This is a genomic window from Variovorax sp. KBS0712 (assembly GCF_006323185.2).
Classification (GTDB): Bacteria; Pseudomonadota; Gammaproteobacteria; order Burkholderiales; family Burkholderiaceae_C; genus Variovorax; species Variovorax boronicumulans.
The window spans coordinates 1,592,017-1,605,224 of record NZ_VCCD02000001.1; the positions used below are offsets into that span (position 1 = coordinate 1,592,017).

13 protein-coding genes are annotated in these 13,208 nt (G+C 70.4%); 2 read left to right on the forward strand and 11 right to left on the reverse strand.

Going from position 1 to position 13,208, the window contains the following annotated elements; genetic code table 11:
* Positions 1-3 precede the first annotated feature (3 nt).
* Positions 4-1,011, reverse strand: a complete 1,008-nt coding sequence (locus FFI97_RS07260; protein WP_139706982.1) for an LLM class flavin-dependent oxidoreductase — start codon at positions 1,009-1,011, stop codon at positions 4-6.
* Positions 1,012-1,126: 115 nt separating this feature from the next.
* Positions 1,127-1,327 carry a hypothetical protein gene (locus FFI97_RS07265; protein WP_062482175.1) on the reverse strand — a complete coding sequence of 67 codons (201 nt, stop codon included), beginning with the start codon at positions 1,325-1,327 and terminating at the stop codon, positions 1,127-1,129.
* Between the two features lie 176 nt (positions 1,328-1,503).
* Between FFI97_RS07265 and FFI97_RS07270 the strand changes: the two genes are divergently transcribed.
* The gene (locus FFI97_RS07270; RefSeq protein WP_062482179.1) at positions 1,504-1,710 is read left to right on the forward strand and encodes a dodecin; all 207 of its coding nucleotides are present in this window, start codon (positions 1,504-1,506) and stop codon (positions 1,708-1,710) included.
* A gap of 132 nt (positions 1,711-1,842) precedes the next feature.
* Here the strand turns inward: FFI97_RS07270 and FFI97_RS07275 are convergent, their stop codons facing one another.
* Positions 1,843-3,063, reverse strand: coding sequence for an SAM-dependent methyltransferase (locus FFI97_RS07275; protein ID WP_139706336.1), 1,221 nt, complete (start codon positions 3,061-3,063; stop codon positions 1,843-1,845).
* Between the two features lie 162 nt (positions 3,064-3,225).
* Entirely contained in the window at positions 3,226-4,209 is a 984-nt protein-coding gene (locus tag FFI97_RS07280; protein ID WP_139706340.1) for an AraC family transcriptional regulator, read from the reverse strand.
* Between the two features lie 236 nt (positions 4,210-4,445).
* Between FFI97_RS07280 and FFI97_RS07285 the strand changes: the two genes are divergently transcribed.
* Positions 4,446-5,498, forward strand: a complete 1,053-nt coding sequence (locus FFI97_RS07285) for an aldo/keto reductase (protein ID WP_139706342.1) — start codon at positions 4,446-4,448, stop codon at positions 5,496-5,498.
* Here FFI97_RS07285 and bioD read toward each other — a convergent pair.
* From bioD to FFI97_RS07320, 7 genes are all read right to left on the reverse strand, one after another.
* Positions 5,481-6,239, reverse strand: coding sequence for a dethiobiotin synthase (bioD, locus tag FFI97_RS07290; protein ID WP_144004395.1), 759 nt, complete (start codon positions 6,237-6,239; stop codon positions 5,481-5,483). The genes FFI97_RS07285 and bioD overlap by 18 nt on opposite strands.
* On the reverse strand, positions 6,236-7,468 hold the full coding sequence (gene bioF, locus FFI97_RS07295; protein WP_144004396.1) for an 8-amino-7-oxononanoate synthase: 1,233 nt from the start codon (positions 7,466-7,468) through the stop codon (positions 6,236-6,238). Before bioF ends, bioD begins: the two co-directional genes overlap by 4 nt.
* The gene (gene bioA / locus FFI97_RS07300) at positions 7,452-8,879 is read right to left on the reverse strand and encodes an adenosylmethionine--8-amino-7-oxononanoate transaminase (protein ID WP_139706344.1); all 1,428 of its coding nucleotides are present in this window, start codon (positions 8,877-8,879) and stop codon (positions 7,452-7,454) included. The genes bioF and bioA overlap by 17 nt, the downstream gene beginning before the upstream one ends.
* A gap of 298 nt (positions 8,880-9,177) precedes the next feature.
* On the reverse strand, positions 9,178-9,489 hold the full coding sequence (locus FFI97_RS07305) for a plasmid stabilization protein (protein WP_070060574.1): 312 nt from the start codon (positions 9,487-9,489) through the stop codon (positions 9,178-9,180).
* Positions 9,490-9,603: 114 nt separating this feature from the next.
* The gene (locus FFI97_RS07310) at positions 9,604-10,194 is read right to left on the reverse strand and encodes a DUF4304 domain-containing protein (RefSeq protein WP_139706346.1); all 591 of its coding nucleotides are present in this window, start codon (positions 10,192-10,194) and stop codon (positions 9,604-9,606) included.
* A complete protein-coding gene (locus FFI97_RS07315) occupies positions 10,191-10,808 on the reverse strand; it encodes an alpha-ketoglutarate-dependent dioxygenase AlkB (RefSeq protein ID WP_139706349.1) in 618 nt (205 codons plus the stop codon). Before FFI97_RS07315 ends, FFI97_RS07310 begins: the two co-directional genes overlap by 4 nt.
* Entirely contained in the window at positions 10,786-13,125 is a 2,340-nt protein-coding gene (locus FFI97_RS07320) for an ATP-dependent DNA helicase (RefSeq protein WP_139706351.1), read from the reverse strand. The genes FFI97_RS07315 and FFI97_RS07320 overlap by 23 nt, the downstream gene beginning before the upstream one ends.
* Positions 13,126-13,208: the final 83 nt, after the last annotated feature.

Consider the following 13,208-nt stretch of genomic DNA (forward strand, 5'->3'; position numbering starts at 1 on the left):
AACTCAGGCCAGCGCGGGTTCGCGGGCCTGCGCCAGCAGCTCGACCGCCGTGGCGCGCGCGCCGAAGTCCGCCACCGGGATGTCGATCACGAACTCCTCGATGCCGTGGCGTGCGCTGAGGGCCTCGAGTGCGTCGCGCACCTCGTCGCCGGTGCCGGCGATGACATGCGGGCGCCGCTCCTCGGTGCGGTAGTCACTGGCGCCGGCCTGCCGCGCGAACTCGGCGGCGGCTTCGAGGCTGGGCAGGTTCACGCTCTGGCCCGTGGGCAAGGTCACGCGGAAGCTGCGCAGCGCGCCCACGCGCTCGGCGGCCTCGTCGTGCGTCTCGGCGGCGAAGGCGAACAGCGCGAGCAGCGGCGCGCGGCCGGTCGCGCCGCGGTAGGCATCGATCGATTGCCCGATGTTCACGGGGTCGCCGTTGAAGTGGCCCGCATAGACGAACTGCCAGCCCAGCCGCGCCGCGAGCAGCGCGCTCTCGGGGCTGCCGCCGAGCAGCACGCGCTGCGGCGCCACCGGCGGGAACGGCGTGGCCACGGCACCGGCCAGCGCATGGTCGGCGGGCACGCCGTCGTGCAGGAAGGCATCGAGCTCGCGCAGGCGCGCTTCGAAATCGAGGGCCTTCGCCTTTACCGGGTCGTGCAGCGATTGCAGCGCCTTGCTGGTCAGCGGCAGGCCGCCCGGCGCCTTGCCGATGCCCAGGTCGACACGGCCCGGCGCCAGCGAGGCCAGCACCTTGAAGGTCTCCGCCACTTTGAAGGGGCTGTAGTGCTGCAGCATGACGCCGCCGGTGCCGATGCGGATGCGCGAGGTCTTCGCGAGCAGGTGCGAGGCCAGCACTTCGGGCGCCGAACCGGCGTAGGTGCGGTTGCCGTGGTGCTCGGCCAGCCAGTAGCGGCGGTAGCCCAGCCGTTCGGCGCGCCGGGCCAGCGCGATGGTGTGCTGGAACGCCTGCGCGGCGTCGGCACCTTCGGGGATCAGGCTCTTGTCGAGCAGGGAGAGCGAGTAGGACACGGTGTTCGGCGATGGCGCAGTGGAAGCGGGTGTGCTTCAAATTCTGCGAGCCATCACGCGGGCCGTTTGCGCTGAATTCCTCTATCGATATCTGGAATCTGCGGGGTCGCGCGGCTCACCATGCATAGGGCAGGAGCGCCGCCACGGCCGTGGCGTGCAGCCTCCTGCGCACGCGCAGCGGCACATGGCCATGCGGCGCACGGCGTGCCACTTCATGCGGCGACGCCGGCGCGATGCACCAGGCGATGGCGGTCAGCGCGAGGACGTGGCGGGCCTGTGCGGCCGGGGATGAAGAGGCGACGGTGTGCAGTGGCATGGCGGGCGGTTTCCCTGGTTCGATGCCGCCGATTCTGCGAAGCGCATCCGCCGTTGCCAACGACGGATTGCGAATGTCCTGATGCGGTTTGCATCGCATCCGCGCGCCCAAAGGTGTTGCCTCGCTCCCCCTGCGATGGCTACGATGGGCACGCAACCACCCAAGGAGCAGCCGCCATGTCGAACCATGTCTACAAGTCGCTCGAGCTGACGGGCTCGTCCAAGACCAGCATCGAGGACGCGGTGCAGACCGCCATCGCGAAGGCGCACGAGACGGTGCGCAACATCCAGTGGTTCACCGTCACCGAGACGCGCGGCCACGTGGTCGACGGCAAGGTCGCGCACTGGCAGGTGACGGTGAAGATCGGCTTCACGCTCGAGTAGCAAAGCAACAATCCATGGGCGCCTGGAAGGCGCGAAGAAACCGTAGCGAGCGCCCCGAGGTCGCGTCGAGGACCGGAACCGTACACCCGTACGGTGAGGACCGCAGATGCGAGATCGGGGCGCGCAGTAGGTTTATTCGTGCCTTCCTTCGTAGATGTAGCGGCGCGACCATGGCAGCGTGCTTGCCGCCCTGCCCGCCTTGCGCCCGACGATCTGGTAGATCGCCACGTCGTCGTTCTCGAAGGCGTAGGCGCAGCCCGCGAGGTAGATGCGCCAGATGCGGAATTTTTCTTCGTCGACCAGCGCACGCGCCTCGTCGGCATGGGCCTCGTAGGCGTCGCTCCAGTGGCGCAGCGTCTGCGCGTAGTGCCGGCGCAGGTTCTCCACGTCGAAGGCCTCGAGCCCGCCCTGCTGCATGGCCTGCAGCGCCAGGCTGATGTGCGGCAGCTCGCCGTTGGGGAACACGTAGCGGTCGATGAAGTCGCCGCCGCCGTACGACACGCCGCCGCCCTCGGGGTCGGACGAGGTGATGCCGTGGTTCATGACGATGCCGTCGTCGGCCAGCAGCTGTTGCACGCGCTTGAAGTACTCGGGCAGGTTCTTGCGGCCCACGTGCTCGAACATGCCGACGCTGGTGATGCGGTCGAACTGGCCGGTCACGTCGCGGTAGTCCTGCAGGCGGATCTCGATGCGGTCTGCGAGGCCTGCGGCCTTCACGCGCTCTGTCGCGAGGTCGAACTGGTTCTGCGACAGCGTGACGCCCACGCAGCGCGCGCCGAACTTCTGCGCCGCGCGGATCACCAGCGCGCCCCAGCCGCAGCCGATGTCGAGCAGCGTCTGCCCGGGCTGCAGTTCGATCTTGGTGAGGATGTGGTCGATTTTCTTCAGCTGCGCGGTGGCCAGGTCTTCGTCGCCGTTCTCGAAGTAGGCGCACGAATAGACCATGTTCGCGTCCAGCCAGAGTTGGTAGAACGCGTTCGACACGTCGTAGTGGTACTCGATGGATTTCTTGTCCGACGACTTGGTGTGCGCGAAGTAGCGGGCCATGCTTTGCAGCGCGCCGCCGGGCTTCTCGAGCGAGTTCTTCGCCAGGCCGTAGGCAATGTCGATCACGTCGCTGAGCTTGCCTTCGATGTCGATCTTGCTCTTGACGTAGGCCTCGCCCAGGTTGTCGAGCGTGGGCTGCAGCATCAGCGACAGCGCCGCGGGCGATTTCACGTGCAGCGTGACCGCCGGCCCGCTGAAGTCACCGAAGTCGTAGGACTGGCCGTCCCACAAGGTGAGCCGCGCGGGCAGGTTCGCCCGAGCACGGACCGCGGCGCTCCACTGCGCCAGCTTCTTTTCCCAAAGCATGCATCTCTCCGAGTTGTTGAGTAGTCCCGCCTCCACGGGCGGACGGGTGCTGCAGCGAACAAAACGATAGCGAGATTTGGCGAAACCTGCATTTCCACGACGACGCAAGAAATCGCGGCAGGTGCTATGTTGAAAGACCCCTCGCTCGGGGCCCTGGGCGGCCTACGCGGCTTCCATCGAGGTCGCGTCGTTGCCGGCCTCGCCGAGCCAACGCCGCTTGTCGCGCAGCGGCGGCGCGCCGAACATGCGGCCGTACTCGCGCGCGAACTGCGAAGGGCTTTCGTAGCCCACGTTGTGCGCGGCGCTGGCCACGTCGGTGCCGGCGATCAGCATCTGGCGGCGCGCCTCCTGCAGGCGCAGCTGCTTCTGGTACTGCAGCGGGCTCATTGCCGTCACGGCCTTGAAGTGGTGGTGGAACGACGACACGCTCATGTGCACCGCGCGCGCCATGTCTTCCACGCGCAGCGACTGGGCGTAGTTGGTGCGCAGCGCGCTGATGGCTTTCGCGATGCGCTGCGTGTGGCTGTCGTGCAGCGCGATCTGGCGCAGCCGCGCGCCCTCGCCGTTCACCAGCAGCCGGTACATGATCTCGCGCTTGATGAGCGGCGCCATGATCGGAATGTCTTCGGGCGTGTCGAGCAGCCGCAGCAGGCGCAGCACGGGCTCCAGCACCGGCATGGCGATGCGGTTCACGTACATGCCGCGCGAGGCCGGGGCGTTGGCCTTGGCGGGCAGCTTCTCGTCGCCGATGAGGTCGCCGATCTCGTCGAGCGCCAGCTCCAGCCGCACGCCCAGGTAGGGCTCGTTCTCGCTGGTCACGCACACCTGGCCGCACACCGGCAGGTCGACCGAGGTGACGAGGTAGTTCATGGGGTCGTACACGTAGATGTCGTCGCCCACGATGATCCGCTTGGAGCCCTGCGCGATGAGGCCCAGCGCCGGCGTCGCGAAGCCGTGCTTGGGGCCGTCGGGCTTGCTGATGCAGTGCACCTGCAGGCCGGGCACGGCGCATTCGACCGTGCCGTCCTGGCCGCGCGTGATGTTGCGGATGAGCTGCACCAGCTCTTCGCGGGCCGCATCGAGTTCGGGTTCCAGCGGCATCGGCATGGCGAGGACGGTGGCGGTGTCGGGGGTTTCATCAGACATGGGTAGGCCTCTGACAAAGGGGAGCGGCCGCGGTGGCGGCCATGGAGGATTGGGCTGCCCGCAGCTTAGCGTCGCATCCTCTCCTTCGCACGGCCTGCGCACGAGGTCTGGAGAAATAGGCAAAGACTTTGCAGAAACGCGCTCGCCCGCCGGGGCGCGCCGGCGGGATACTTTTTCGCAACCGCCGGCCATTCGTCACGCCGGACGGCCCCTCCCCACCCAAAGGACAACTTTCGATGCAATACCGCCAATTCGGCCGCACCGGCCTCCTGGTTTCCGAACTCTGCCTCGGCACGATGACCTTCGGCGGCGCGCCGGGCATCTGGGACCACATCGGCCAGCTGCAGCAAGGCGAGGCCGAAGGCCTCATCGGTCGCTCGCTCGATGCCGGCATCAACTTCATCGACACGGCCGACGTGTACTCCGAGGGCCTGTCCGAAACCATCACCGGCCAGGCGCTGAAGAACCTGAAGGTGCCGCGCGACCGCGTGGTGGTCGCGACCAAGGTGCTGGGCGAAACCGGCAGCAAGGGCGTGAACTCGGCCGGCGCCTCGCGCTACCACATCATGGACGGCGTGAAGGCCAGCCTGAAGCGGCTGCAACTGGACCACATCGACCTGTACCAGATCCACGGCATCGACCCGATCACGCCCATCGAGGAAACGGTGCGCGCGCTCGACGACCTCGTGCGCCAGGGCCACGTGCGCTACGTGGGCGTGTCGAACTGGGCCGCGTGGCAGATCGCCAAGGCGCTGGGCATCGCCGAGCGCGACCGGCTCGCGCGCTTCGAGTCGCTGCAGGCCTACTACACCGTGGCCGGGCGCGACCTGGAGCGCGAGCTGGTACCCATGCTGCGCAGCGAACAGCTCGGCCTGATGGTCTGGAGCCCGCTGGCCGGCGGCCTGCTCAGCGGCAAGGTCGACCGCCACACCGCCACCGCGCAAGGCAGCCGCCGCGCGAGCTTCGACTTTCCGCCGGTGAACGTGGAACGCGCCTACGACTGCATCGACCTCATGCGCCAGTTCGCCGAGCCGCGCGGCGTGTCGGTGGCGCAGATCGCGCTGGCCTGGCTGCTGCACCAGCCGGTGGTGACCAGCGTGATCGTCGGCGCCAAGCGTATCGACCAGCTGGACGACAACATCGCCGCCACCGAGGTGCGGCTCACGGCCGACGAACTCGCGGCGATCGACAAGGCCAGTGCGCTGGCGCCCGAGTACCCGGGGTGGATGCTGGCGCGCCAGGGCGGCGTGCGCGCCCAGCGGCTGGCCGACTCAGGCCGTCGCGGCTGACACGAGCGGGGCCTCGGTGCGACGCGCGGCATGGGCCGCGCTCGCCCGCAGCGCGCGCAGGTCGAGGTGTTCGGCGGCCTGCGCGGCCGAGGGCTCTGCCAGGTGCGGCACCACGCCCAGCAGCGGTGCACCGAGCCGGGCGCGCAGCGTCTGCAGGTTGCCTTCGGGCGAGAGCATCTGCGGCTCGACCACGCTCGCGACCCATCCCGCGAGCACCAGCCCGCGCGCGCGTATCGCCTCGGCGGTGAGCAGCGCGTGGTTGAGGCAGCCCAGCCGCAGCCCGACCACGAGGATCACGGGCAGGCCCAGCGCCACCGCGAGGTCGGCGGTGTCGAGGTCGTCGCCCAGCGGCACGCAGAAGCCGCCCACGCCTTCCACCACCACCGCATCGGCCTGCGCCGACAGCCGTTCGAAGGCATCGAGCAGCACGGGCAGCGCGACCTGCACGCCCTCTTCCCGCGCCGCCAGGTGCGGCGACATCGGCGCCTTCAGCACGTAGGGGCAGCGCCAGGCCAGCGGCGCGGCGACGTTGCCGGCCGCCTGCAGGCGTTCGACGTCTTCGTTGCGCCATTCGCCGTCGATGGCATCGAGCCCCGCCGCCACCGGCTTCATGCCGACCGCGCGCAGGCCTGAGGCGGCCAGCAGCGCGAGCATGGCGCTGCTCACCAGTGTCTTGCCCACGCCGGTGTCGGTGCCGGTGACGAACCAGCGGCGCTGTGTCGCTGCTGCCGCCGTCGTCATGCGGCCTCCGGCCACGGTTCGGCCAGGGCCTCGCCCAGCGCGCCGATGAGCCGCGCCACGTCGGCCTCGGTGTGGCTGGCCGACAGCGCGATGCGCAGCCGCGCGGTGCCGGCGGGCACCGTGGGCGGACGGATCGCGCCCACGCGCAGGCCGTGCGCGTCGAGCCGCTCCATGGTCTGCATGGCGCGCGCGTTGTCGCCCACGATGAGCGGCTGGATCGCGGTCGGCGAATCGGCCAGCCAGGCGCTGCCGTCGGCCGGCAGCACCTGCTTGAGGCCGTTGCGCAGCTGGGTGATGCGGGCGCGCAGCTGCGCACGGCGGCGCATGCCCTCCTCGCCCTCGATGAGCGCCAGGCTGGTGAGCAGCGCATGCGCCACCGCCGGCGGCGCGGCCGTCGTGAAGATGTAGGGCCGCGCGCGCTGCACCAGGAAGTCGATCACCGTGCGGTGCGCCGCCACGAAGGCGCCCGACACGCCGGCCGCCTTGCCCAGCGTGCCGATGAGCACCAGCCGCTCGGAGCGCAGCGCCAGCGCCTGCAGCGCGCCGCGCCCGGTGGCGCCGAGCACGCCGAAGCCGTGCGCGTCGTCGATCACCAGCCAGGCGTCGTGCTGCTCGGCCAGTGCGAGCAGGCCCGCGACCGGGGCGATGTGGCCGTCCATGCTGAAGACGGCGTCGCTCACGATGATCTTGACCGGCGCGTCGCAGGCGGCCAGCTGCGCGTCGAGCGCCTGCAGGTCGCAGTGCGGGTAGCGCTCCACGCGGGCGCGGGCCAGCCGCGCACCGTCGATCAGCGAGGCGTGGTTCAGCGTCTCCGAGAAGATCACCGCCTCGCCGTCGCCCAGCGCCGACAGCACCGCCAGGTTGGCCATGTAGCCGGTGCAGAAGAACAGGCTGCGCGCCTCGGGAATGTGCGGCGCCATCCATTCGCCCAGCCGCTCCTCGAGCTGCGCGTGGGCGCGCGAGTGGCCCAGGATGAGGTGCGAGCCGCCGCTGCCCGTGCCGTAGCGCACCGCGCCTTCGGCCAGCGCCTCGGCCAGCGCGGGGTGCGCGGCCAGGCCCAGGTAGTCGTTGCTGCTGAAGCCGAGCATGGTGCGCGGCGCGGTGGCGCCGGCCAGCGTGAGGATCTGCTCGGGCGCGCAGGCGGTCTCGGCGATCTGCCGGCGGCGGCGCAGCGAGCGCGCGTCGAGCGCGGTGATCTCGTCCTGCAGGCGTTCAAGCAAGCGCAGCATCGCGGGCTCCTTCGTCGGCGGTGGCGCCGGGTGCGTGGGTGACGGCCTGGAGCGTGGCGAGCGTGCCGTCCACGAGCTGGTCGATCTCGTGGTCGGCAATGGCATAGGGCGGCATCAGGTACACGGTGGCGCCGATGGGCCGCATCAACAGGCCATGGTCGCGCGCCGCGAGGTGGAAGCGCTCGGCAAAGCGCGCGCCGGGCTCGCGCACGTCGAAGGCCGTGATCATTCCGCGCTGGCGCAGGTGGTCGATCGCCTGGCCGGCGAGCCCCTCGCACAGCCGCGCCAGCAGGCGCGCGGCGCGGTCCTGGTTGCGGGCCAGCGCGTCCTCCTTCTCGAACAGGTCGAGCGTGGCGAGCGCCGCGCGGCAGGCCAGCGCGTTGCCGGTGTAGGAATGCGAATGCAGGAAGCTGCGCGCGGCGTCGTCGTCGACGAAGCCCTGGTAGATGGCCTCGCGCGTCATCACCAGCGCCAGCGGCAGGTAGCCGCCGCTGATGCCCTTCGACAGGCACAGGAAGTCGGGCCAGATGCCGGCCTGCTCGCACGCGAAAAAGGTGCCGGTGCGCCCGCAGCCGACCGCGATCTCGTCCGCGATCAGGTGCACGCCGAAGCAGTCGCACAGTGCACGCACGCGGCGCAGGTAGGCCGGATCGTGCATCGCCATGCCGGTGGCGCACTGCACCAGCGGCTCGACGATCACGGCGGCGATGCTGTCGTGCTGCGCAGCCAGCAGCGCCTCGAGCTCGTCGGCAGCGCGGTGCGCCACGGCGGCGGCGTCTTCACCGGGCCGGGCGGCGCGCGCATCGGGCGAGGCCACGAGGTGCGCGCTGGCAAGCAGCGGCGCATAGGCGTCGCGGAACACGGGCACGTCGGTGACGTGCAGCGCGCCCAGCGTCTCGCCGTGGTAGCCGCCGCGCAGCGCGACGAAGCGGCGCTTGCCGGCGCGGCCTGCGTTGCGCCAGGCGTGGAAGCTCATCTTGAGCGCGATCTCCACGGCCGAGGCGCCGTCGGAGGCATAGAAGCAATGACCCAGCGCATCGCCCGTGAGCGCCGCCAGCCGCTCGGCCAGCTCGACCGCCGGCTCGTGCGTGCAGCCGGCGAGCATCACGTGCGACAGCGTGTCCAGCTGCGCCTTCAGCGCGGCGTTGATCGCCGGGTGCGCGTGGCCGAACAGGTTGACCCACCACGAGCTGGTGGCGTCGAGGTAGCGCCGGCCTTCGTGGTCGGTCAGCCAGACGCCCTCGCCGCGCGCGATGGGCAGCGGCGGCGCCACGTCGAGGCGGATGCTCTGGGTGCAGGGGTGCCAGACGTGGCGGCGGCTGCGCTGCTGCCAGTCGGCGTTGGCATTGGCGGCATCGGCACCTGCGGCGGCTGGCGCGGTCGTGGGGGAGAAAACGTTCGAGGGAGGCACCCGCGCGTTCCTTTCTGGAGGGCAAGGCGGCGGATCGTATCGACGCGAACGCGCCCCGGCAAACGCCCGGAACGCGTGCAAAAAGAAGGCGGAATGACCGAGGTTGGGCGGTGTAGCGCGTGCGTTCAGGCCAACGTCGCGCAAGCTGGCGACTTCGTGCGGGGCCGCGCCGGCGCGGGGCCGACGCAAGTTGTCCGGCTGCCGTCACAGATGGCGAAGGAATGTCCGCTTTTCAGGGTGTGCGGTGGGTGGATTCCGCTTTTCGGACACCCGATGTGGCTGGTATTCGCAACCGGCTTCAGCCGCGCTTCTCGGCGTTGCGCTTGCGCGTGGCAGCGCCCTTCCTGGCGGATGCCGAGCGTTCGGCGGCGGTGCGGTGTGCCGCTGCGGCGCCACCGAGGCGACCACCCTTGCGAGACGGTGCATGGTTCTCGGGCCGGCCGCGGCCCGCACCGCTCTTCTTGCCGCCGCCGGTCTCGGCATTCACCGTGGCCCAGGCGCGGCGCTCGGCCTCGCCCTTGGCCACGCCGCGGTGCTCGTAGCCTGCCTCGATGTGCTCGGCCTTGCGTTTCTGCTTGTCCGTGTAGGACGACTTGTCGCCTCGTGGCATGTCTGCGCTCCTTCAATCAAATGGGATGAAAGAAGCCTTCATGCTGGCCGCCTGTGAGCCGCCATGGGTCGGAAGAGGCAGGCGCTGCGCGTCAGCGCAGTCTGTCGTGCGCGCTCAGGCCGACAACACGTTCGCGAGGTCGGCCTTCAGGGCCGTGGCGCGTTCCGGCGCCCGCGCGAGCCCCGCCTCGACCAGCGCCTGTGCCCGTGCGCGGTCGCCCAGATGCATCGCGATCCGTGCGAAGTGCAAGGCGGTGCGCGCATGGATCTGGTGCGGGTCGGTCTCGCGCAGCATCTGTTCGAAGCTCTGCGGATAGCTGCCATGCCGTGCGAAGAAAGTACGCCCCGGCCCTTCCCACTCGCTCACGATGAATTCGACGTTTTCTTCGGCCTGTTCTTTCGTCTCGCCATAGGCCCATCCGAACGCGGCGCCGGGCGGTGGGTCCAGGCGGTCGCGGAACACGCAGTGCGATTCTTCGAGCGCCTCGGGCGCCACCGGCGTTCCGCCCTCGGGCGGCAGGAAGTCCAGGTGCGCGCCGAGGTTCAGGTAGCAGGCCTTGCCGCCGCTCGCACCCTGCACGTTGAACACGTGGATCACCGGCCCGTCGATGCGCCGCAGCGTCTGGCCCGAACCCTGGAAGCCTTCGGCCTTGAGCACGGGAAAGAGGTGGCGCGTGAGCAGCTTGAGGAAGGCGGTGCGGTTCATGGCGCGCGGGGTCTCCGGGTACGCAAGGTGATCGAATAACGCAGGCCCTCGGTCGGGGCGATGGCATGTTGCCATGCCCAGCGCGCCGGTCCGCGCAGCAGGTACACGGAGCGCGGCTCGACCAGGACGTCGAGCGCGGCCGGCCCCGACGCGGGCGCGCCCGGCACGTAGGGCCGGAACTGCATCACCGCGTCGCCGTGCAGCGAGACGCCGACGATGTCCTCGAAGTCGGGCACGTCGCGGTGCCAGCCCAGCGGCGTGCCGGGGCGGTACTCGGCGATCAGCACGTGGGTGAGGTCTTCGGGCGCCAGGCCGGCCCAGGCGGCTGCTTTCGCGCGCAGCGGGTGCAGCGCCTCGGGCAGCGGCGCGCCGGGCTTGAGGCGGTTCGTGTCGAAGTCGTAGCTGCCGCCGAAGCTGGTGCCGCGCCGGCGGGCCGTGTATTCCTTGTAGCGCATCTCCTTGAGCGGCAGGCCCTGCACGATGCGCAGCAGGCCGGCCTCCTCGTCGCGCGACAGGAACCCGGCTTCGTAGCGCAGGCCCTCGATGGCCGCCACGGGCGCCTCGCCGAACAGGTCGGGCTGGCCGGCGTGCTCAAGGCGTCGGGTGGCGCGCATCGCCTTCTCCGGCCTGCCCGGCCTCCCCGGCCAGTTGCACATGCCACCAGCGCGGCAGCAATTCGCGGATCTCGGCGTGCGCAAAGCGGTCGTCGAGCAGGTGCAGCACGCCCGTGTCGGCCTCGGTGCGGATCACGCGGCCGGCGGCCTGCACCACCTTCTGCAGGCCGGGGTACAGGTAGGTGTACTCGTAGCCCTTGCCGAAACGCGACTGCATGCGCTCGCGCGTGATCTCGTTGAGTTCGTTGTATTGCGGCAGCCCCAGGCTGGCGACGAAGGCGCCGATGAGCCGGCTGCCCGGCAGGTCGATGCCTTCGCCGAAGGCGCCGCCGAGCACGGCGAAGCCGATGCCCTGCCCGCCTTCTTCGAAGCGCGCGACGAAATCGTGGCGGTCGGTTTCGCGCATGCCGCGCGTCTGCGTCCACACGGGCACGCCGGGGTGGCGCAGCGAGAACGCGGCGCAGGCCTTGTCCAGGTAGTCGAAGCTGCTGAAGAAGGCCAGGTAGTTGCCGGGCAGGCGTTCGAACTGCGCGCCGATGATGTCCGTCACATGGCGCAGCGAGCCGGCGCGGTCGCGAAAGCGCGTGGAGACGCCGGTCGCCACCTCGACGCGCAGCTGCTGGCCGCGAAACGGCGATTCGACGTCGAGCAGCGCCGTGTCTTCAGGCAGGCCGAGCGCGTCGCGGTAGAACGCGAACGGCGCGAGCGTGCCCGAGAAGCAGGTGACCGACACCGCATCGGCGAAGCGGCCTTCGAGGAACGGCCCGGGCACGAGGTTGCGGATGGCCAGGCCGCGCTGTTCCTGCGTGGCGCCCAGCGTGCGCTCGAAGACCGAGTGGTCGTCGAAGACCTCGGCCAGCCGTGCGAAGTGCAGCGCGTCGAAGAAGAAGCGCTGCAGCGGCCCCTGCGCCGCGTCGGGCGTGGCGGCGAAGTGCTCGGCCATCGCGGTGTTGGCGGCCTGCAGCGTGCGCAAAAAGCGCTCGGGGATCTCGTCGGCGGTGTCGTAGCCGGCGGTCTGCGCCTGCTGCAGCGTGTCCCATTCGCGGAACAGCCGCGCCAGCGGGCCGCGCACGGCCGCGGGTGCGGCGCGGTGCGCTTCTTCGAGGGCCGCACCTTCGAGCTTGGCGGTGTACATGCCGCGTGCGCGCTCCAGCAGGTTGTGGGCCTCGTCGACCAGCACGGCCACGCGCCAGTTCGCGTCCTTCATGCTGGCGAAGAGGAAGGCGCTGCCGTCGAAGTAGTAGTTGTAGTCGCCGACGACGACGTCGCTCCAGTGCGTCATTTCCTGCGCCAGGAAATAGGGGCAGACCTCGTGCGCGAGCGCAACCCGCCGCAGCGCCTCGCGGTCGAGCCAGCCGACCTGTGCGGCCTCGGCGCGCGCGGCGGGCAGGCGGTCGTAGAAGCCGCGCGCCAGCGGGCAGGCCTCGCCGTGGCAGGCGCGGTCGGGGTACTCGCAGACCTTCTCGCGGGCCGCGAGTTCGAGCACGCGCGGCCGGTGCGCGCCGCCCTGCCCCAGCACGCGCAAGGCGTCGAGCGCCACGGGTCGGCCCGAGGTCTTGGCGGTGAGGAAGAACACCTTGTCGAGCTTGTGCGCTGCGCGCGCCTTGAGCAGCGGAAAGAGTGTGGCCAGCGTCTTGCCGATACCGGTGGGCGCCTGCGCCAGCAGGCAGCGCCCGCCCACGGCGGCGCGGTAGACCGCCTCGGCCAGTTCGCGCTGGCCAGTGCGGAAGTCGGCGTGGGGAAACTCGAGTTGCGTCAGTGCGTCGTCGAGCGCGCCGCGGTGCGCGGCCTCGCGCTGCGCCCAGTCGCTGTAGCAGGCGCACAGGGTCTCGAAGTGCGTGCGCAGGGTGTCGCGCGTGTGCTGCTCTTCGAGCACGGTTTCGTCGCCGCTGGCCAGGTCGAGGTAGACCAGCGCGACGGTCAGGCTCTCGTGCCCTTCCTGCTCGCACAGCATCCAGCCGTAGCAGCGCACCTGGGCCCAGTGCAGCGCGCGGTGGTTGGCGCGGATGGCGTCGAAGTCGCCGCGGAAGGTCTTGATTTCTTCCACCCGCGCCTGCGCCGGGTCGTAGCCGTCGGCCCGGCCGCGCACGCGCAGCGTGCCGCAGGTGGTGGCCAGCGGCACCTCGCTCTGGTAGTCGCCGCCGCGCCGGGCCTGCACCAGCGCGTGGCCGGCCATGCCTTCGAGCGCACTGGGCGCGGGCACGAAGCGCAGGTCGAGATCGCCCGCCTTCGCGCCGAAGGCGCACAAGGCCTTGACGGACACGACGTGCGCCGCCGAAACGGCGGCTGACGGAGCGGAATGGAGGTCGGAAGGCATGCTGCCGATACTGGATGAAATCACAGTATAGCGAGCACCGAATGCGGCAATACGTCACACAAATCGGTATCGAGGCCTTCTCC

Bases quoted from the DNA above. Each gene is read 5' to 3' on its own strand.
- FFI97_RS07265 (WP_062482175.1), bottom strand. From the start codon at position 1,327: ATGCCACTGCACACCGTCGCCTCTTCATCCCCGGCCGCACAGGCCCGC.
- FFI97_RS07270 (WP_062482179.1), top strand. From the start codon at position 1,504: ATGTCGAACCATGTCTACAAGTCGCTCGAGCTGACGGGCTCGTCCAAG.
- FFI97_RS07275 (WP_139706336.1), bottom strand. From the start codon at position 3,063: ATGCTTTGGGAAAAGAAGCTGGCGCAGTGGAGCGCCGCGGTCCGTGCT.
- FFI97_RS07280 (WP_139706340.1), bottom strand. From the start codon at position 4,209: ATGTCTGATGAAACCCCCGACACCGCCACCGTCCTCGCCATGCCGATG.
- FFI97_RS07285 (WP_139706342.1), top strand. From the start codon at position 4,446: ATGCAATACCGCCAATTCGGCCGCACCGGCCTCCTGGTTTCCGAACTC.
- bioD (WP_144004395.1), bottom strand. From the start codon at position 6,239: ATGACGACGGCGGCAGCAGCGACACAGCGCCGCTGGTTCGTCACCGGC.
- bioF (WP_144004396.1), bottom strand. From the start codon at position 7,468: ATGCTGCGCTTGCTTGAACGCCTGCAGGACGAGATCACCGCGCTCGAC.
- FFI97_RS07305 (WP_070060574.1), bottom strand. From the start codon at position 9,489: ATGCCACGAGGCGACAAGTCGTCCTACACGGACAAGCAGAAACGCAAG.
- FFI97_RS07310 (WP_139706346.1), bottom strand. From the start codon at position 10,194: ATGAACCGCACCGCCTTCCTCAAGCTGCTCACGCGCCACCTCTTTCCC.
- FFI97_RS07315 (WP_139706349.1), bottom strand. From the start codon at position 10,808: ATGCGCGCCACCCGACGCCTTGAGCACGCCGGCCAGCCCGACCTGTTC.
- FFI97_RS07320 (WP_139706351.1), bottom strand. From the start codon at position 13,125: ATGCCTTCCGACCTCCATTCCGCTCCGTCAGCCGCCGTTTCGGCGGCG.